Source organism: Bacillota bacterium (genome assembly GCA_013178305.1).
Taxonomy (GTDB): Bacteria; Bacillota; Sulfobacillia; order JABLXB01; family JABLXB01; genus JABLXB01.
Genome location: JABLXB010000001.1, coordinates 842725 through 861974, shown reverse-complemented (window position 1 = coordinate 861974; position 19250 = coordinate 842725). Strand labels below are relative to the sequence as shown.

Genomic DNA, 19250 nt, shown 5'->3' with positions numbered 1-19250 from the left:
TAGCAGAATTCGTCGTTCCGTTAGGAGTGCGTACAGATTGTCCAATCTCGTCGTAAACGGTGGACGCCGGCTCAACGGTTACGTAAGAGTATCGGGATCCAAGAACGCCTCGGTGGCGGTTATCCCCGCCGCGCTACTCGCCTCCGGTGAGAGCGTCATCGACAACCTCCCCGACATCACCGATGTAGCGGTATTTGCGAACATCATATACCAGCTGGGGGCCGAAGTTTCGTGGGACCACAAGGGCCACATGGTCATTAATCCCAACGGTTTTAAGGCGTACCAGGCGCCGTACGAGCTTGTCAAAAGGCTGCGGGCGTCGTATTATCTGTTGGGAGTGCTGCTGGCCAAGTTCGGCAGGGCCGAGGTGGCCCTGCCCGGTGGGTGCGACATCGGGTTGAGGCCTGTAGACCAGCATCTCAAGGGGTTTCGTGCGCTGGGGGCGGACGCCCGCCTGGAGCACGGGATCGTGAAGATCGAGGCGAAGCAGCTGAAGGGCGCCCCCGTGTACCTCGACGTCGTCAGCGTAGGCGCGACGATCAACATAATGCTGGCGGCGACGCTCGCCCAGGGGACGACGGTGATCGAGAACGCCGCCAAGGAGCCCCACGTGGTGAGCCTGGCGAACTACCTGAACTCAATGGGCGCCAAGGTGCAGGGCGCGGGGACGGACGTCATCAGGATCAAAGGGGTCAAGAGCCTGTCAGGCTCGGAGCACAGCGTCGTACCCGACGAGATCGAAGCCGCGACGTTCATGATGTCGGCCGTTGCCTCGAGCGGCGACGTGACCGTGGGCGGGGTGATACCCAAACACCTCGACCCGGTGAGCGCCAAACTCAAGGAAGCCGGCGCGGAGATCCACGAGAACGGGGATTCGTTGAGGGTGGTGGGACCGGAACGGCCCAGGGCTGTCAACGTGAAAACGCTTCCGTATCCCGGATTCCCGACCGATTGCCAGCAACCGTTCGTGGCGCTGATGACCAGGGCCGACGGGATAAGCGTAGTGCAGGAAACGATCTACGACAACAGATTCGGGTACGCCAACGAATTAATGAGGATGGGCGCCAGTATAAAGGTGGACGGCCGGACCGCGATCGTGGAGGGGGTACCGAAGCTGTTCGGCGCTCCGGTGAAGGCTAACGACCTGCGGGCGGGGGCCGCGCTGATCATGGCGGGGCTGGCGGCCGAGGGACGGACCGAGATTTACGGGGTCGAGCACATATTCAGAGGCTACGAAAATGTCGTCGATAAGTTCAAGTGTATCGGCGCTCACATACAATACGTGAATGGGCGGTGATGGGTGTGGAATTCGTCAACGGCCACGAGCTGAGTGGCCAGCAGACGGCTGAGCGCGAGTGCGCGGCTACTGCCCTGCCCGAACGCGCCCAGCGGCGCCACCGCACGTCATTGGCGGTGATCGTCGCCGTGGCGTTGATCTCTTCAATTGCAGGCGGGCTGGTTGTTGCCGCCACGATGCCGAGGTATCTGTCGGCGTATACTCAGATTCAACCTCAGCCGGTGGTGTTCCCGAATCCGGGCCCCGCGCAGGTGCCGGCCGCGCAGGCCGACGCGTCGCCTGCCGTGAAGGTCGCGGAGAAGCTGGAGCACTCGGTCGTGGGCATCGTCAACAAGGCGGTCGCGGGCTACGACTTCTTTGGGCGGGCGTACGTGCAGGAACAGAGCGGGTCGGGGGTCATTTTCGATTCCAACGGCTACATCGTGACGAACAACCACGTGATCGAGGGCGCGAAGGAGCTCAAGGTGTTCCTCTCCGACGGGAGGACGCTCCCGGCCACGATCGTCGGCGCCGACCCGGTGACGGACCTCGCCGTGATCAAGGTCGACGCCCAGAACCTGAAGGCGGCGGAGTTCGGCGACTCGGACAAGCTCAAGATCGGCGAAATGGCTGTGGCGATGGGTAACCCGCTGGGGATGGACTTCAAGGGAAGCGTCACAGTGGGAGTCATTAGCGGGAAGGACAGGACCCTGAAGATCGGCGAGGAAACGTTCGTGCTCATCCAGACTGACGCGGTCATCAACCCGGGCAACAGCGGCGGGCCGCTGGCCAACGCCGCGGGCCAGGTTATCGGGATCAACACCCTGAAAATCCAGTCGGCCGAAGGCATGGGCTTCGCCATCCCGATCAACACGGCGAGGGGTATCATCAACAGCCTTCTCTCGAAGGGGCGCGTGCCCCGGGCATGGCTTGGGATAAACCTCGTCGACAGGCCGACCGCGCAGCGGTATGGGTACGAAATCCCCCTCGAGAAGGGCATATACGTGGTGGACGTCATCGCCGGAGGCCCGGCCGCGAAGGCGGGTATCCGCAAGGACGACATCATACTCGCCATCGACGACAGGGAAATCGTGGACGCCTCGACGATCAAGGCGGTTCTCGCCGAGCACAAGGTGGGCGACGTGGTCAAAGTGAGGCTCAACAGGAAAGGGAAGGACCTCACAATATCCGTGACGCTCGGCGAAATGCCAAAGCGCTAGCGGGGACGCCCGCCGTCCTCTGGCGCCGGCGCTACCGCCCCGTGCGTGGGCGGCGTGTACGGCGCGAGGTCGCCGGTGGGTGCGCCGGTAGGGGCCATGTGCCAGATGGGGCATACCTGGTCGGGTTGAGTCCCTTCGATGAAGATCTCGGTACGGGCGGGGCACGTCGGGTTCGGCGTCAGCCCCGTTTCGTTACATATTGACGCCTCTACCACGCCGGACGGCCTGCGGAAATCCGACACCGCGACGTCCTTCAGTGCAGCGCTCGCGAACGACAACCACACAGGGGCCGCCAGCGCTCCACCCGAGCCGGCGGCCCTCTCCCTGTGGTCATAGCCCACGTATACCGATGCCACCAGGTCGGGCGTGAAACCGACGAACCAGGAGTCGCGCAGCTCGTCGGTAGTCCCGGTTTTCCCCGCTACCGGTCTGCGGAGTGATCCCTCTACGAACCCCGCGGTGCCGCCCGGCCTCACCACGCTGCGAAGCAAGTCCGTGAGGATGTACGCCACGCGTTCGTCCAGCACCCTGGTGGGTGGGCGCGGCCTCGCCTCGTGCACCACGCGGCCCCACCTGTCCTCGATCCTGATGAGCGCCACCGGCTCCACCCTGAAGCCGGAATTGGCGAACGGGGCGAAGGATGCGGCCATTTCGAGCGGGGTGACCTCGGAGCTGCCCAGGGCGATCGACAGGTTCGGTTCGAGCGGCGACTGGATGCCAAGGCGCCGGGCGTAGGACGCCACGGTGGACGGTCTTACCTCCTCGGCCCACCTCACCGCGACCACGTTGTCCGAAATGGCGATGGCCTCGCGCATCGCGAGCGGCCTGTAGTGGTATTTCTCGTCGGTGTGGTCCTTGGGCTGGTACACCTCGTCCGGGGTAGTACCCTGGTACGTGACCGGCTCGCACACCTTGGTCGCGGTCGGCGGGAACCCCCTGTCGAGGACTGCCGCATAGAGGAACGGCTTGAACGCCGAGCCCGGCTGGCGGCGCGACTGTGAGGCCCTGTTGAGCGGGGTGTTGGAGAAGCTCCGGCCGCCTACCATCGCGCGTATGTGACCGGTCGCGGGATCGATCGCGACGAGCGCTGCCTGGGGCTGAATCACCCCCACCTTGTCCGGAACGGCCGTCCGGATGCCGCCCGCCACCGCGCTCTCGGCCGCTCGCTGGACCTTGATGTCCAGGGTCGTGTACACCCTGTAGCCGCCCCTGTCCAGTACGGCTGCGAGCGCGGGGTTCGCCTCTCTAACGAGATCGGTCACGTAGTCGACGAAATAGGGGGCTTCCAGGGTTGGGGCGGGGCGCTGCCGTGTGCCGAGCGCGGAGGACGAGGCCTCCTTGCGCTGCCGCTCGTCGATCATCCGGAGCTCGACCATCCGCGAGAGCACCACATCGCGACGGTGCAGGGCGGCGTCGGGGTTCCTGAACGGAGAGTATCCTTCCGGGGACCTGATCAACCCCGCCAGCAGCGCGGCCGAGGGGAGATCCAGGTCCCTGGCGGGTCTACCGAAGTAGGTCCAGGCCGCCGCCTCGACACCGTATGCCCCCGCGCCGAAGTATATCTGGTTCAGATACAGTCTCAAGATCTCGTCCTTCGAGTATTTCATCTCCAGCCTGAGTGTGAGGAGCGCTTCCCTGAGCTTCCTCATCAGGGTGCGCTCGGGCGTGAGGTAAAGGTTCTTCGCAAGCTGTTGGGTGATAGTGCTGCCGCCCTCGACCACTTTCCGTTCCCTGATGTCAACGATCAAGGCTCTGACCAGCGCGATGGGGTCTATTCCAGGGTGCTTGTAGAAACGGTCATCCTCGATGGCGATGACCGCCTGCCGGAGATGCAGCGGCATCTGCGAGAACGGGATCTCGGTGCGGTTCTCGACGAACAGCCGCCCGTACGGGATCCTGTTTATGTCGTATACAACCGACGCCTGGGGTGCCTCAGGCGCGGGGAGGGGGACGGCGACGACGAGCGCGGCCAGGATAACGAATGCCACAGCCAAACCCGCGGTTAACAGGGTAAACGACGCGATCAATCCGCTCCCGTCCCCGCGGCGGCCCGCCGTCATTCTTGACCCCCCTTCAATTCACTTTGCATTCCTTTTCTGGTATAATTGCTTCGTAAATTTGGACCGGGTTATACGTTTCATGCAGTCTGGAGCGCAGCGGTAGACCTGCCGCTGCGCGTTAATGCGATCCAAGAGTCTGAGCATGAGTTGCGTAAACCGGCCACTACCTCTTGGTGGGGGGAATGACCTGACATGAATATCCTACCTACACCCACAAAGTACACTGTCGTCGCCGGAGCATCCGAAGGCGCCACCGAGCTCAACGCGTTTGACGGCGCCCTGCTGAAAGCCGGCATTGGAAACGTCAACCTGGTCAGAGTGTCCAGCATACTACCCCCCGGGGCCACATTCGTCGAGAAGCTCGTCATCCCGCCGGGAAGCCTTGTTCCCGTGGCGTATGCCTCCATCACCTGCGAGGAGAAGGGTGAGGTCATAGCGGCCGCCGTGGGGGTCGGCTACACCGCCGGCACGTTTGGGGTCATAATGGAGTTCTCCGGTCATTGCACGAAGGAGCAGGCCGAGGCCACCATCGAGATGATGCTCAAGGACGCGTTCGAGAGACGCGGGATGAAGATGACCGGCATGAAGGTCATCGGTTCGGAGCACAGGGTCGAGCGCGCGGGTTGCGCGTTCGCGGCCATACCGATGTGGTACTGAGCCACGCCGGCTACTCCAACGGGCTGCCCCGCACGCGGGGGCGGCCGGCGTAATACGGTGGCGGGAACGAGATAGGGGGTGAAGCGTTGTGGACGTGTGGTTTACTGAGAACCAGGCCAGCGGACTCAGGATATCCGTCCAGGTTACCGGAGTTCTCGAGAGGCGGAAGTCGTCGTACCAGGAAATTGTCGTCACCGAGACCACCGGCTTCGGCAGGATGCTGACGCTGGACGACGTGGTCCAGACAACGGAACGCGACGAGTTCACATACCACGAGATGATATGTCACGTCCCGATGTGCGCGCACCCCTCGCCGAAATGCGTCCTCGTCGTCGGTGGTGGTGACGGCGGCGTTGTCAGGGAGGTCCTCCGCCACGGGGTGGAGCGCGTCGACCTGGTCGAGATCGACGAGGCCGTCGTTGAGCTGTCGAAGAAGTATCTCCCCACCATATCGAGTGCGCTGACCGACCCCCGCGTCCACGTCAGGATCGAGGACGGCATCAAGGCGGTTCGGGAGGCCCGATCGGAATACGACGTGATCATCGTCGACTCGACCGACCCCGTCGGTCCGGCCGTCGGCCTTTTCGCCGAGGAGTTCTTCCGCTCCATCCACGGGGCGTTGAGGGACGACGGCATATTCGTCGCCCAGACGGGTTCCCCGTTCTACTTCGCCGAGGTGATAGGGGGCGTGCTTGCGGGAGTCCGCAAGATATTCCCCAGGAGCGGGCTTTACGTGGGCTGCGTGCCGATGTATCCCGGAGGCCTGTGGAGCTACACGGTCGGGTCGAAGGTGCACGACCCCTCCGTCCCGAAGCGGCGCCTCGACGCTGGGACGCGATACTACAGCCCCGAGGTACACACGGCGGCGTTCGCGCTGCCGGCGTTCGTGAAGCGCGTGGTCGAGGGCGCAGGCTTGAGCAGCGACGGCGCAGGCCCGGCCACGGGCGGCGCGACGGGTGAGAAGCCTTGAATACTCCTGGCCAGGCGGCTTCCGGCGCGGCCACGGGGTTCTCCTCGATCTCGTGGGAGCAGCCCCGCAGGTTTCTCGCGTGCCGCGGTGAACTGGATGAGGCGACAGCCGTCATCTTCGGCGCGCCACTCGACGCCACGATCTCGTACAGGCCCGGCGCCAGGTTCGGGCCCGCGCGCATCCGCGAAGTCTCCGGCGTGCTCGAGGAGTACAGCCCTATCCTTGACGCCGACCTGTGCTCGGCGCGCGTGTGTGACATCGGGGATATCGTCTTGCCACTCGGAAACGTCCCGGCCGCCCTGGGTATGATAGAGGCATGCGTACGCGGGATCGTTCGTCTTGGACCGGTTCCGGTCATGCTCGGCGGAGAGCACCTTGTCACCCTGGCGGCGGTCAAGGCCGTGGCGTCGCAGTTCCCGGGCCTCAAGGTTGTGCATCTGGACGCCCACGCGGACACGCGTGAAGAGTACCTCGGTGAGCGTCTATCCCACGCCACGGTTATGCGGCGGGTTGGCGAAATTGTCGGGCGCGACAACGTGTTCCACCTCGGGATCAGATCGGGCACGCGCGAGGAGTACCTGGACATAGCCGAAGGCCGGCTGCTCTCGGGCGATCTGAAGGACTCGCTCGCGTCCGTGGTGGACATGCTGGGGGCCAGCCCCGCATACGTCACAGTCGACATCGACGTGCTGGACCCCGCCTACGCCCCGGGGACGGGAACGCCGGAGCCGGGGGGCGCCACGTCAGGCGAGCTGCTCGGCGCCGTGTCCCTGCTGAAACACCTGAACGTGGCCGGCTTCGACCTGGTGGAGGTCGCGCCGCCCTACGATCATTCGGATATAACCGCGATTGCGGCGGCCAAGGTAGTGAGGGAGGTCGTCCTTGCGCTCGAGTTGCGGCGGCGGGGCCGCGGCGCCTGACAGCGGGCGACTGAACGGCCGCCAGCGGCGATGGCGACCGCTCCCGCAGCGGCTTGCTAACGTCTTGCGAGGTGTTCGTCTTGGAGATCTTCATGGACAGGGTGAAAGCAGACATCATCGGTCGATTGAAGGCGGCCGTGTCCGAGGCGGTGCAGCAGGGCAACATCCCGGCCGGCGCCGAGTCCGTCGAGATAGGCCTGGAGCGGCCGGCGAGGCCCGAACACGGGGACCTCGCCACGAACGCTGCCATGCTCATCGCCAGTGCTGTCCGGAGCAACCCCCGGAAGATCGCCGAAGCCATCGCGGGCAGTTTCTCCACGGCTGGCTCGTGGGTCGAGAGGGTGGAAATCGCGGGCCCGGGCTTCATCAACTTCCATCTCGGACGGCGCTGGGTCGAGGACGCGCTTCGCGAAGTGCTGGGGGAGGGCGACCAGTACGGCCGCTCGAACGCGGGCGGCGGCAAGAAGGTCCTGCTCGAGTTCGTCAGCGCTAATCCGACCGGACCGATCATCGTGGTTCAGGCCAGGGCCGGCGCAGTCGGCGACACTCTGGCGAACCTGTTCGACTGGGCGGGGTTCAGCGTCGCCCGCGAGTTCTACGTCAACGACGCCGGCAACCAGGTTGCCACGCTCGGCAGGTCGCTGGAGATGCGCTACAGGCAGCTCCTCGGCGAAAACGTTGAGGTCCCCGAAGAGTGCTATCCGGGCGAATACCTCATCGACGTAGCCAGGAAGCTCATGGCGGAGAAGGGATCAGGGCTGCTCAGCCTCCCCGAGGACGAGCGGCAAGGACTGTTCTCCTCGTATGCCGTGTCGCGGATCCGGGAGATGCAGCAGGAATCGCTCGAGCGGTACGGGGTCGAGTTCGACGTCTGGTTCAGCGAGAAGGGCCTCCACGACGCGGGGGACGTTGGCAAGGTCGTCGAATTCCTGCGGGGCCGCGGTTACGCATACGACCAGGACGGCGCCGTATGGCTCAAGTCCACGGCCTTCGGTGACGACAAGGATCGTGTGCTGGTGAAGAGCGACGGGGCGTTCACCTACCTCGCGCCCGACATCGCCTACCACCTGAACAAATACCGGCGCGGCTATGAGCTGCTCATCGACATCTGGGGCCCCGACCACCACGGCTACATACCTCGTATGAAGGCCGCTGTCGAAGCCCTCGGCTACCCGCGCGATTCGTTCGAAGTGCTGATCGTACAGCTCGTGCGCCTCATCAAGCAGGGCGAGCCTGTGAAGATGTCCAAGCGCATGGGCGAGTTCGTCACCATGGACGAACTGCTCGACGACGTGGGGAAGGACGTCGCAAGGTTCTTCTTCCTCCTGCGGTCTCCGGACGCCCACCTCGACTTCGACCTGGACCTGGCGAAGATCCAGTCTAACGAAAACCCGGTGTACTACGTGCAGTACGCGCACGCCCGCATAAGCAGCATATTCCGCGAGGCTGCGGCCAGGGGCTTTACGGGGCTGGGCGTGGAGGACCTGTTGTCTGCCGACCTGTCGCCCCTGACCGACGAGAGCGAAGTGGCGCTCGTCAAGAAGCTCGCGGAATTCCCCGGGGAAATAGCGTCGTCAGCGGTCGCCAGAGAGCCTCACAGGATGCCGAGGTACCTGGCCGAGGTGGCGACGGCGTTCCACTCGTTCTACACGAGGTGCAGGGTGCTGGGCGTCGATGAGCCTGCGATGAAAGCGCGTCTCGCGTTGTCCTTCGCTACTCAGACAGTGCTGCGGAACGGCCTCAGCCTTCTGCGTGTCGATGCCCCCGACCGGATGTAGGCCATTCCGAGGTCTCGACATTCCGCACGAGACGCTGCTGAAGAACCTCAGGTTGACAGCATGGAATCCGCGGAACGCCGCCATAGCTCTTGCAAGCAACTCCTTGTTCCGGGCCGGGACCTTCTTCCACTCCATGGATCTAACCTCCCGAACCGCAACTGACCAACTTCACGCGAGGACCAGCGAGCGCCGACAAACCTGCCGGCGCCCGTCTATACACCTTGAACTGCTGTCGGCCAGATTACTTCCCTGCGGCGGCCCGCGCCTTCCTCTCCTTGCGTCCCAGGTATGCCTGCTGGATGTTCGGGTCGCCGGCGATTTGAGCCGCCGGTCCCTCCATCACCAACCGCCCCGTCTCGAGCACGTAAGCCCTGTTAGCCACGCGCAGCGCCTTGTTGGCGTTCTGTTCGACAAGGAGGATCGTCGTGCCCAGGGCGTTGATCTCCTTGATGGCGCCGAAGATGGTGCTTACCAGCACCGGCGCAAGCCCGAGCGACGGCTCGTCCATCAGCAGGAGCTTCGGGCTCATCATCATACCCCTGCCGATGGCCAGCATCTGCTGCTCGCCGCCGGACAGCGTTCCCGCCCGCTGCTTCGCACGCTCCTTCAAACGAGGGAAGAGGTTGTAGACCCTGTAGATGTTCTCTTCCACGACCTTCTTGTCGCTGACCAGGAAAGCACCCATCTCGAGGTTCTCCAGCACCGCCAGGTTGGCGAACACCCGCCTGCCCTCGGGGACATGGGCTATGCCCAGGGCGGCGATAGTGTGCGGCACCAGGTTGTTGAGCATGGTCTCTCCGAAGTGGATCGTGCCCTTCTTCGGTCTGACGACGCCGGAAATGGCCCTGAGCAGCGTTGATTTTCCGGCTCCGTTCGCCCCGATGATGGTCACTATCTCCCCCTGGTCGACGTGGAGCGTCAATCCCTTGAGGGCATGAATGCCGCCGTAGAAGACGTCGAGGTTATCTACTCTCAACATGTCAGGCGGACTCCTCCTCTTCGCCGAGGTAGGCCTCGATGACCTCGCGGTTCGACTGGATGCTCGCGGGGTCGCCTGCGGCGATGGTTTTGCCGAAATTAAGAACGTACATCCTCTCGCAGATGTCCATGACGACGTCCATGTGGTGTTCGATCAGGAGTATCGTCAGGCCGAACATCTTGCGGATCTTGACGACGAATTCCGAGAGGTCGTCCGACTCCTGCGGGTTCATGCCAGCCGCCGGCTCGTCGAGGAGCAGGAACTTGGGCCTGGTGGCGAGCGCGCGGGCGATCTCCAGGCGTCTCTGGTGGCCGTACGGGAGGTTCTTCGCGAGCTCGTCCCGCCTGTCCGCCAGGCCGACCAGGTCGAGGAGGTCTGCAGCAGTCTTCATGAGTTGGGCGTCCTGTGCCTTGCATTTCCCTGTCCGGAACAGGGAGTGGAACAGGCCGTAGTCAACCTGCCTGTGGCAGGCGATCCTCACGTTCTCGACGACCGAGAGGTTCGAGAACAACCGGATGTTCTGGAACGTGCGGCCGATCCCCCGTTCCGCGATTTCAAATGGCTTCTTGCCATGGATCTCGTTGCCTTCCAGGATGACCTTGCCGCTGGTAGGCTTGTAGATCCCGTTGACTACGTTGAAAACGGTCGTCTTGCCGGCGCCGTTGGGGCCGATCAGCCCGACCAGTTCTCCCTTTTCCATCTCGATGCTGAAGTTGTCGATCGCGACGAGCCCGCCGAAGGTCTTGGTAAGGTTCTTGATCTCGAAGAATGCCAAGGCTAGTCCCTCCTTCCCGTACCGGGCACGCCCGGTACGGCGGGCCTGCGCCCTGTGGTTAGCCTCGACCAGAATTGCCGGATCGACTGCAGTGTGAGCTCCCTGTAGCCCATCAAGCCCTGCGGCCTGTTGATGATCACCACGATGACGGCCAGCCCGTAAACGACGAGCCTCCAGTCGCTGACAACGTCGCGGAGGATCTCCGGCAGCAGCGTGACAACCACGGCCGCGAAGACGGAGCCGGTTATGCTGCCGGCGCCGCCGAGGATGACCGCGATGCCGAGTTCCTCGGACCTGATGATGCGGAACATCTTTGGGTGGAGTATCCCGACGTAATGGCCCATCAATCCACCCGATAGCCCGCCGAGAAACGCCGCGATCATGTTAGCCATCATCTTCTGCTTGAACGAGTCGATGGCCACACACTCGGCGGCGAGTTCGTTCTCACGCACGGCGATGCAGTTCCTGCCGTGACGCGACAACACGAAGTTCCTCGCGAGCCAGATGCATATCGCCACGAGCACCACGGTGAGCGGCAGGTTCGTGTAGAATGGGATCCCGGGCAGGCCCCTGGCGCCCCCGGTGATGCTCTGCATGTTCTCGATGAGAAGCGCCACGATCTCGCCGACTCCCAGCGTCGCCACGATGAAGTAGTCGCTGGTGAGCCTCAAAGTGGGATACCCTATGGGGATACTGCATATCATCGCCGCGAGGCAGCCCGCGAAGAGCGCCGCAGGGAACGGTATGCCGACCTTCATTACGAGGAGCGCGCAGGTATATGCGCCGATCGCCTCGTACGCCGCATGGCCGAAGGTAAAAAGCCCGGTGAAGCCCAGGAGTATAGAAGGACCGAGCACGGCGATTATGTTGATGCCGACGGTTATCAGCATTCCTTCGAAGAATCCGGTCATTGGCTCGTCCCTCCCCTTATGCCTTCTCTTCGGTGGCCTTCCCGAGCAGTCCGCTGGGCCTGACCACCAGCATGCCTATGAGAAGGACGAAAGCGATCACGTCACGCAGGGCCGACGATATGAAACCCGCGATAAACGTTTCGAGTACTCCAACCAGCAGGGCACCGAGCAGCGCACCCTGGACGCTGCCGATACCGCCGATGATGGCGCATATCCACGCCTTCAGGATGATGTTGCCCATGTTGGCGTGGATCGTGTACTTCAGGCCACGGAATATCCCCGAGAGCCCCGCCAGCGTGCCGGCCATCACGAACACGGTGAAGCACACCTTGTCCATGCTTATTCCCATCAGGGCCGCCGTCGTGCTGTCGTAGGCGGCAGCCCTGATTGCCTTGCCGATCTTCGTATAGTTGAGCACGAACTCGAGAATCGTCACCGCAACCGCCGCCACCCCGAACACGGCCAGGTCGATGACGCCGACCGAGATGGCCCCGAGCGACACGGTCTTGATGGGGAATATCGGCGGGAAGGTGCGGAACGTGGCGCTGAGAGCGACGATCGCGGTGTTCATGAGCGTAATCGAGACGCCCATGGCCGCGATGAAGAAATACAGGCTCGGTGCCTTCTTGAGCCTGAGGGGCCGGTATGCGAACCTTTCCATCGTGACCGCGGTCAGCGCGCTGCCGAGGGCGCCCACCAGCAGGGCGATCGGGAACGGCAGGTTGGCGGCGGTCATGGCGAATAGGGCTGCGAACGCGCCGACCATTGTCATCTCACCGTGGGCGAAGTTTGAGAAACCGAGGATGCTATATATCAAGGCGTAACCAACTGACGCGAGACCGTAAATGCTGCCGATCGACAGGCCGTTAATCAGCTGTTGCAGAAACATGAGCCTTCCTCCCCAGGTTTCCTGTGGGTTTCCGGTGGGTTTCTGTTGGGGACAGGCACACGGCGGCTTTCGCCGCCGTGTGCCCTGCACTGTACTACTTCAGTTGTGTCAGGTCGAGGCGCTCCTGGAAGGCTATCTTCCCGTTCTTGACGGTGTTGATCACGATGGTCTTGTCCTGTGGATTGTGGTCCTGCGGGTTGACGGTGATCTTGCCGGTCACACCTTCGAAGTCCTTCGTCTTCTCGAGGGCGTCGCGGATGGCCTGGGGATCGACCTTGCCGGCCCTCTTGATCGCGTCAGCGATCATGTACACGCCGTCATAGCCGAGCGCGGTGTTGACGTCCGCATCCTCCTTGAACTTGGCCTTGAAGGCGTCGATGAATTTCTTGACTTTAGGCGTGGTGTCCTCGGACGAGTAGTGGCTCGAGAAGTAGCAGCCTTCCACCGCGGGACCGCCCAGCTCGGTCAGGGTCGGGGATTCAAGCCCGTCGCCGCCCATGAAGACGGCGTTGATCCCGAGCTCGCGCGCCTGCTTCATAGCGAGGGCCGCTTCCTTATAGTAAATCGGGATTACGATGATCTCGGGGTTGAATTGCTTGATCCTGGTAAGCTGCGCCCGGAAGTCCTCCTCGCCACCCTTGAAGGTCTCCTCGGCTACTACCTGGCCGCCGAGTTCCTTGAAGTTCTTCTTGAACGAATCGGCGAGGCCCACCGCATAGTCTTCGCCTATGTCATACAGGATCGCAGCCTTGGTCTTGTTAAGCCTCTTGACCGCGTAGAAAGCGAGCGCGCGGCCCTGGAACGGGTCGATGAAGCAGACCCTGAAGTAGAATGGGTTCAGCTTCCCGTCCTCGCCCACAGTCACCCTCGGGTTGGTGGCAGCGGTTGCGACGGCGGGGATCTTCGCGGCCGCGACGATGGGGCCGGCGGCCATGGACGCCGAGCTGGTCTGCTCGCCGACAATTGCCACCGCCTTCTCAGAGATGAGCTTCTTTACGACGTTAACGGCCTCGACTTTGTCTCCGCGGTCGTCGTAGCTGATGACCTTGATCTTCCTGCCCAGGACTCCACCTGCTGCGTTAATCTCTTCCACCGCAAGGTTAACGCCCTTAACCTCCATCTGGCCCCAGGCGGCGGTGTCGCCGGACATGGGCGCGAAATGCCCAATTATTATGTCGCCCTTTTCGCCACCGCAACCGGCAACCAGGGTGGCCAACATGACCACCAGCAAAGCTACCGACAGACGTCTAGACATTTACCTCCAGGCACCCCCTTAAGATTAGTCAAGGCCAATGGCTCCGGATGTTGAGATCCTCACCACCTCCGTCAGTCTATACCCATTGCGAATTCTACGTTGTCAAGACAACTCCTCCATGCAACTGCGAATACAACTCCAGTTAATTGAAGCAAAGGGCTATTTCTCCTACTACTTCTCAAGGTCGAGTTCGCCCTTGCGGAACGCGGTCAGGTACGCCCTGCAATGCGGATCCCTGTTCAGCAGCGCCTCAGATGCCCGCAACAGCGCCATGAGTTTCTTGTCGAGCGGATTGATTATCGCCGCGTTCAGGCCGGCGCCCATCGCGAGCACGAGGAACGACCTGTTGATGAGCGGCCTGAGCGGAAGGCCGTAAGATACGTTGCTGAGCCCGCAGATGGAGTTGACCCCGAGGTCCTGCGTTATGAACCTGATTGTGTCGAGCACGACAACGCCGTTGTGCGATCCCGTAGAAATCGGCTGGACCAGTGGATCGAGGTAGATGTTGTCGCGCGGCACCCCATCGTTAGTGAGGCGCTGCACGAGTCTCTCCGCGATCTCGGCGCGCGCCCTGGCGGTCTCCGGTATGCCGCGGCCGTCCATGCAGAGGGCGACCACCGCGCAGCCGTACTTGACGACCAGCGGGACGATGTTGTTATAGCGGGAGTCCTCGGCCGTAATGGAGTTGACCATCGCCTTACCCTTGTGCACTGCGAGCGCCGCCTCGATAGCCCTGGGGTTGGCGCTGTCGACGCTGCACGACGAGCCTGTCTCGGCCTGGACTATCTGCACGAGCCACGGGAGGAGCTCAACCTCGGCGTCAACGAACGTCCCCGCGTTCACGTCGACGTAGGCGGCGCCTGCCTCGACCTGCTTCTTCGCGATATCTCTCAGGAATGCTTCGTCGCGGGACGCGACGGCAGGCTCGATGTTCTTCCTGCTGGTGTTGATGAGTTCGCCTACGATGAGCATACATCTACCCCCATTTATAGTGCCGCTGAATCAAGGGGCTGGGGTCCGGACCCCAGCCACCGTCATGCCACTACGCCACTCCCAACAGCTTCTTCGCGGCCGCAACCGCTCTTATGGCGTCCTCGGCGTATCCGTCGGCGCCGATTTCGCCGGCCCATCGTTCAGTGACGGGCGCGCCTCCGACCAGCACCTTGACTTTGTCGCGCAGCCCCGCTTCCTTGAGCAGCCGGACCACCTCGCGCTGCGCGGGCATGGTCGTCGTCAGAAGCGCCGAAAGGCCTACCATGTTCGCGCCGAACTCCTTGGCCTTGGCGACGAACAGGTTCGTGTCGACGTCCACGCCGAGGTCGAGCACGTCAAACCCCGAAGCCGTAAGTAGGCTGCCCACGATGCTCTTGCCGATGTCGTGTATGTCCCCCTTGACCGTGCCAATTACGACCCTGCCGAAGGATTTCCTGCCCACCGCGCTATTCTCGAGCGCCGGCTTGAGGATGTCGAGCGCGCCCTTCATCGCATCGGCCGCGGCGACCAGTTCGGGTAGGAACATTTCGCCCTTCTCGAACATCCTCCCTACCTCTTCTATTCCCTTGACGAACCCCTTTTCGACACAATCGAGGGGCGGGGCGCCCTGTTCGAGCGCCGAGTTCGCGAGCTTCTCAGCCTCGTCGGCATCACCGTCCAGCACCGACTGGCTCATCCTGCTATAGAGGTCAGCGTATTCCATCGGACCTTCCTCCTTAATTGTGCTGGGGATTACGTCACCGGCCGAGAAACTCCTTTTCGGCGGCGCGGATTATCCTCCGGATTTCCGCGAGTGCGGCCGGGTCGATGGACATGGGCCTGTGATTCTCCAGTGCGTGCCGGGCGATTTCGGTGGCCTTTTCGTACGCGCCCTTCCGCCCCGACTGTTCCCATACGTTGTACGGTGTCCTGTCGACGACCGTCGGCCGCCAGATATCCCTCATGTACTTCCTGGTGTGCTTCTCGGCGAGGAAGTTCCCGCCTACGCCGACCTTCTTGATCGCGTCGACGGCGAGGGTGTCGGCGTCCACCTTGATCCCCTCGGCGACCTTCCTGGTGATGCCGTAAATCTCGCAGTCCATGACCACCTGCTGGTACGACATGATCTTGGAACCGTTCAGCATTCCGGCGCCGGTAAGCATGTCGGTGCAGGTGAGGACGGGCATGAACGTGGAGAACGAGTTGTCGAGCGCTGCCTGCCAGTCGGGCAGCTTCGCGCCGGTGGCCATGGCGCCCATGGACAGCGGTATGTTGTAGAAGTCGCAGATCTGGTTGAACGCCCCGCCGAGCAGGTAATCCTCGGGAGAACCCCCAGTGTACCCTCCCGTACGGAGGTCGATTACCGTCGGCGCCGCCGCGAAGAACACGGGCGCCCCGGGGTGGGCGATCTCCATCAGGACGATCGGGGCCAGGCTGTCGATGGTGGTCATGATGAGGTTGCCGGCCAGGGTCGCGGGGGCTGTGCCGCACGACATGGGCATCGGCATGAAACCGGTCGGCACGCCGTACTTCGCTGCGACGAGTGAGGCCTCGATGCTGCCGCCGTCCTCTCCGAGCGGATCGGCCGCGCACTGCATCACCGAGAATACCGGCCTCTCGCGGAGCTTCTCCTTGCCGCCGACGACAGCGCCGGCGATCTCCATGCAGATCTCCGCGATGCGCTCCGAAATGATCGTCTCGGGCTGAACGTGCTTCGAAGTCCCGAGGAACGCCGCCTCGAGCTCGTGCAGCGGGCGGACTTCCGCCGGCACGTCCTGGGCGGAAACCATCGGTCCCCAGTAGAACGCGATCGAATCGAGATAGTCGGCCAGGATGGCCGATTCCTCTATGTCCTTCTTGGTCGACAGCCTCTTCTGTCCCGACCAGAGATCGTAGGTCTCAATCCCGCACCCGTCGGTCGAAAGGTAGCAGTGCCGCCCGTCGAGGAGAAGATCGTCTTCGGGGTTCCGCCCGGCGAGGGTGTACACCGAAGGAGCTGCCTTGACCGCCTTCATCACGAGGTCGGGCGGCAGTTTGGCCACCATGGTGCTGTAGTCCACTTTGGCCCCGGCCGCCTGGAGGATGTCGAGCGCCTTCCTGGAAGGGAACCGCACGCCGACATCGTTCATGATATCGAGCGAGGCCTCGTGGATCCTCTGGATGTCCTCCTTGCTCAGGATCTCGAGCCTGAGCTTGGGGCTGATGGGCTTAATCCGTTTTTCGTCTGACAACGGGTAAACCTCCTTTCACGCCTTTGTCCGGCGGGGAGGGTCCGATGCAAGCGCTGTGCCACTACCCGGCGCCCGGTCCTGGCCGGCTACGAGAGCCCACTACAGCTTCAACGTGTAGACGATTGATTCGATGGATTTGAAGCCGAACCTTTCGTAAAGGTTGCGCGCCGCGGCGTTGGTCTCCAGAGCGTGCAGCTCGAGCCTCGAGCAACCTATCTCCTTTGCGGCGCCCCTCATGAACTCGAGCATTCGCCAGGCCACCTTGCGCCCGCGGTACTCCGGGAGGACGTATACGTCTTCGACGTGCGCGTATTCGGTATTGGAGAAAGTGGAGAAATGGCCGAGGTGGAGTGACGCAATCCCCAAGAGCGCGCCACCGTCCTCGGCGACGACGAACCTGACGCGCTCGGGCCAGCCTATGGCGCGGCTCACGCTCGCTTTGAGCAGCGGGATGGCCGGGGCAACCCCGTACATCCCCGCCAGCTCTGCGAGGAGCGGGACTATGCGGTCGACATCGGATTGCTTTGCGTAGCGTACGGTAACCTCAGTTCCCGCGCTCATGGCACTGATCGAGGACGAGCAAGTTCTGTGCCCGCGAGCGACCGGCGAGGGCTTGTTCTGCGCGGGCGGCCCGCGGCTGTGTCCCTGGATGAACCCCAGCAAGGCACCATAATACGCGGGACGGTCCGCGCTGACGGTCGGCCGTGCCGTCCCGCGGGGCGGTCAGGCCGGCTGGGTTGTGCCCGGTCGCGGGCGGGAGTGCCCACTGGTGAGACAAGGGTCGCCCAACTTGAAGGAACCGGGCGTAATGAGATTGAAGTACGTGCTCGTTGCCCGTAAGGATGCTCAGGAGGAGGTGCCGCCTTGGAGGAAGGGTTCGACGCCCTGGGCAAGACCCTGTTCTATACGATGTTGAATACGGTCGACGAGGCCATCCACGTCGTGAACAGCAATGGTGTCACGGTATTCTACAACGACGCCGCGGCGGCCCTGGACTTCCTCGACCCCAGAGAGGTCATCGGGAGGCACATCCTCGAGGTATACCCGTCCCTCAGCGAGGAAACCAGCACCCTGCTACGGGTCCTGCGCACGGGCAAACCTCTTTTAAACCAGCAGCAGACGTACGTCACGAAGAAGGGCGGTGTCATTACGACGGTGAGCTCGACGCTGCCACTGACAACGAACGCGGGCGTCGAGGGGGCGGTCGAGGTATCCAAGAACATCACCAGAGTAAAGGAGCTTTCGGAAAAGGTAATAGACCTGCAACTGCAGTTGTCGCAGCGCAGGTCGAAGGCCGGCCGGCCCGCGGGCGGGCAGTCCGCCCTGTATACATTCGACGACATAATCGGCCGCAACGCGGAGATCGTCAGGATAAAGTCGCTGGCCATGAAGGCTGCGAGGAGCAGCTCCACTGTCCTCGTGTACGGCGAGACCGGCACGGGAAAGGAGCTCCTAGTGCAGGCCATCCACAACGCCAGCCACCGTGCTGTAGCGCCTTTCATAGCGCAGAACTGCGCCGCGCTTCCGGAGAGCCTGGTGGAAGGGCTGTTGTTCGGGACCATCAAGGGGGCGTTCACCGGGGCCGAGGACAGGCCGGGCCTGTTCGAACTCGCCGACGGCGGCACGCTCTACCTCGACGAAGTGAACTCACTCGCGCTCGACCTGCAGGCCAAACTGCTCAGGGTGCTTCAGGACGGCAGGGTCCGGAGGGTCGGAGACACTAGAGTACGCCCCGTGGAGGTGCGCGTGATATCGTCCACCAACATCAAGCCGGAAGAGGCGCTCGCCGAGAGGAGGCTGAGGGCCGACCTGTACTACCGGCTCAACGTGGTGTACGTTGAGATCCCGCCGCTGCGCGACAGGCGGGACGACATACCCCTCCTGGTCCACCACTTCATCGCCAAGTGTAACGACAAGCTCGGGAGCAAGGTGATCGGCGTGTCTCCCGAGGCGATGGAGGTGTTCATGGAATACGACTGGCCCGGCAACGTGCGCGAGATGGAACACGCGATCGAGGGGGCGGCCGTGGCCATTGAAGAGGGCTTGATATACCCCCAGCACCTGCCCGTGTACCTCCAGCAGTCGGCGCCGAGACCGGCCGAGTCATCCCTCACCCTCAGCGTCGACCGTAACCTGCCCGTCAGGAAAGCGCTCCGCGACGCCGAGGAGCAGATGATCAGGTCCGCCGTCGAGAACGCGGGCGGCAATGTGTCGCGGGCCGCGAGGGTCCTCGGAATCCCCAGGCAAACGCTCCAGCGAAAGATCAAGTCGCTGGGCATCTCGCGCCCGGCCGCGGGCAGCGGCGCAAGATAGACCGCCAGCCGACTCTCAGGTAACGTCTCATTCACCCTCAGCAC

General features: G+C 63.0%; 17 protein-coding genes. 7 read left to right on the top strand and 10 right to left on the bottom strand.

What is annotated here, in order from left to right:
* Positions 1–37: 37 nt before the first annotated feature.
* Together HPY55_04020 and HPY55_04015 are read left to right on the top strand one after the other, a co-directional pair.
* On the top strand, positions 38–1297 hold the full coding sequence (locus tag HPY55_04020; GenBank protein NPV69803.1) for a UDP-N-acetylglucosamine 1-carboxyvinyltransferase: 1260 nt from the start codon (positions 38–40) through the stop codon (positions 1295–1297).
* The gene (locus HPY55_04015; protein ID NPV69802.1) at positions 1297–2496 is read left to right on the top strand and encodes a PDZ domain-containing protein; all 1200 of its coding nucleotides are present in this window, start codon (positions 1297–1299) and stop codon (positions 2494–2496) included. Before HPY55_04020 ends, HPY55_04015 begins: the two co-directional genes overlap by 1 nt.
* On the opposite strand, the gene HPY55_04010 is transcribed toward HPY55_04015, so the two are convergent.
* Complete coding sequence (locus HPY55_04010; GenBank protein ID NPV69801.1) at positions 2493–4556, bottom strand: PBP1A family penicillin-binding protein; 2064 nt, start codon at positions 4554–4556, stop codon at positions 2493–2495. The genes HPY55_04015 and HPY55_04010 overlap by 4 nt on opposite strands.
* A 198-nt stretch (positions 4557–4754) precedes the next feature.
* Here HPY55_04010 and HPY55_04005 point away from each other — a divergent pair, with 198 nt between their 5' ends.
* The 4 genes from HPY55_04005 to HPY55_03990 all read left to right on the top strand — a co-directional run bounded on the left by HPY55_04005 (position 4755) and on the right by HPY55_03990 (position 8881).
* Positions 4755–5213, top strand: a complete 459-nt coding sequence (locus HPY55_04005; protein NPV69800.1) for an arginine decarboxylase, pyruvoyl-dependent — start codon at positions 4755–4757, stop codon at positions 5211–5213.
* Between the two features lie 88 nt (positions 5214–5301).
* Entirely contained in the window at positions 5302–6183 is an 882-nt protein-coding gene (gene speE, locus HPY55_04000) for a polyamine aminopropyltransferase (protein ID NPV69799.1), read from the top strand.
* Between the two features lie 47 nt (positions 6184–6230).
* Positions 6231–7103: an agmatinase gene (speB, locus tag HPY55_03995; protein NPV69798.1), complete on the top strand. Its 873-nt coding sequence runs from the start codon at positions 6231–6233 to the stop codon at positions 7101–7103.
* An 80-nt stretch (positions 7104–7183) separates the two neighbouring features.
* Positions 7184–8881, top strand: a complete 1698-nt coding sequence (locus HPY55_03990) for an arginine--tRNA ligase (GenBank protein NPV69797.1) — start codon at positions 7184–7186, stop codon at positions 8879–8881.
* 241 nt (positions 8882–9122) lie between these two features.
* Here HPY55_03990 and HPY55_03985 read toward each other — a convergent pair whose 3' ends face one another.
* The 9 genes from HPY55_03985 to HPY55_03945 all read right to left on the bottom strand — a co-directional run bounded on the left by HPY55_03985 (position 9123) and on the right by HPY55_03945 (position 17454).
* Positions 9123–9860: an ABC transporter ATP-binding protein gene (locus tag HPY55_03985; protein NPV69796.1), complete on the bottom strand. Its 738-nt coding sequence runs from the start codon at positions 9858–9860 to the stop codon at positions 9123–9125.
* Between the two features lies 1 nt (position 9861).
* Positions 9862–10635 (bottom strand): ABC transporter ATP-binding protein, encoded by a 774-nt coding sequence (locus HPY55_03980; protein ID NPV69795.1) that lies wholly within the window; start codon positions 10633–10635, stop codon positions 9862–9864.
* Between the two features lie 2 nt (positions 10636–10637).
* Positions 10638–11525, bottom strand: coding sequence for a branched-chain amino acid ABC transporter permease (locus HPY55_03975; GenBank protein ID NPV69794.1), 888 nt, complete (start codon positions 11523–11525; stop codon positions 10638–10640).
* Positions 11526–11562: 37 nt separating this feature from the next.
* Positions 11563–12435: a branched-chain amino acid ABC transporter permease gene (locus HPY55_03970; GenBank protein ID NPV69793.1), complete on the bottom strand. Its 873-nt coding sequence runs from the start codon at positions 12433–12435 to the stop codon at positions 11563–11565.
* A gap of 94 nt (positions 12436–12529) precedes the next feature.
* Positions 12530–13690: an ABC transporter substrate-binding protein gene (locus HPY55_03965; protein ID NPV69792.1), complete on the bottom strand. Its 1161-nt coding sequence runs from the start codon at positions 13688–13690 to the stop codon at positions 12530–12532.
* A 171-nt stretch (positions 13691–13861) separates the two neighbouring features.
* Positions 13862–14662, bottom strand: a complete 801-nt coding sequence (locus tag HPY55_03960; protein NPV69791.1) for a methyltetrahydrofolate cobalamin methyltransferase — start codon at positions 14660–14662, stop codon at positions 13862–13864.
* Between the two features lie 70 nt (positions 14663–14732).
* Positions 14733–15359 (bottom strand): corrinoid protein, encoded by a 627-nt coding sequence (locus HPY55_03955; GenBank protein ID NPV69790.1) that lies wholly within the window; start codon positions 15357–15359, stop codon positions 14733–14735.
* A gap of 61 nt (positions 15360–15420) precedes the next feature.
* On the bottom strand, positions 15421–16893 hold the full coding sequence (locus HPY55_03950) for a hypothetical protein (GenBank protein ID NPV69789.1): 1473 nt from the start codon (positions 16891–16893) through the stop codon (positions 15421–15423).
* Between the two features lie 99 nt (positions 16894–16992).
* Entirely contained in the window at positions 16993–17454 is a 462-nt protein-coding gene (locus tag HPY55_03945) for a GNAT family N-acetyltransferase (GenBank protein NPV69788.1), read from the bottom strand.
* Between the two features lie 348 nt (positions 17455–17802).
* On the opposite strand from HPY55_03945, the gene HPY55_03940 reads away from it, so the two are divergent.
* Positions 17803–19206: a sigma 54-interacting transcriptional regulator gene (locus HPY55_03940; GenBank protein NPV69787.1), complete on the top strand. Its 1404-nt coding sequence runs from the start codon at positions 17803–17805 to the stop codon at positions 19204–19206.
* The last annotated feature ends 44 nt before the right edge of the window (positions 19207–19250 follow it).

Coding starts and splice junctions, on each gene's coding strand:
- HPY55_04015 (NPV69802.1), top strand. CDS start 1,297: ATGGGTGTGGAATTCGTCAACGGCCACGAGCTGAGTGGCCAGCAGACG.
- HPY55_04010 (NPV69801.1), bottom strand. CDS start 4,556: ATGACGGCGGGCCGCCGCGGGGACGGGAGCGGATTGATCGCGTCGTTT.
- HPY55_03985 (NPV69796.1), bottom strand. CDS start 9,860: ATGTTGAGAGTAGATAACCTCGACGTCTTCTACGGCGGCATTCATGCC.
- HPY55_03975 (NPV69794.1), bottom strand. CDS start 11,525: ATGCTGATAACCGTCGGCATCAACATAATCGCCGTGCTCGGTCCTTCT.
- HPY55_03970 (NPV69793.1), bottom strand. CDS start 12,435: ATGTTTCTGCAACAGCTGATTAACGGCCTGTCGATCGGCAGCATTTAC.
- HPY55_03965 (NPV69792.1), bottom strand. CDS start 13,690: ATGTCTAGACGTCTGTCGGTAGCTTTGCTGGTGGTCATGTTGGCCACC.
- HPY55_03960 (NPV69791.1), bottom strand. CDS start 14,662: ATGCTCATCGTAGGCGAACTCATCAACACCAGCAGGAAGAACATCGAG.
- HPY55_03955 (NPV69790.1), bottom strand. CDS start 15,359: ATGAGCCAGTCGGTGCTGGACGGTGATGCCGACGAGGCTGAGAAGCTC.
- HPY55_03945 (NPV69788.1), bottom strand. CDS start 17,454: ATGAGCGCGGGAACTGAGGTTACCGTACGCTACGCAAAGCAATCCGAT.
- HPY55_03940 (NPV69787.1), top strand. CDS start 17,803: ATGTTGAATACGGTCGACGAGGCCATCCACGTCGTGAACAGCAATGGT.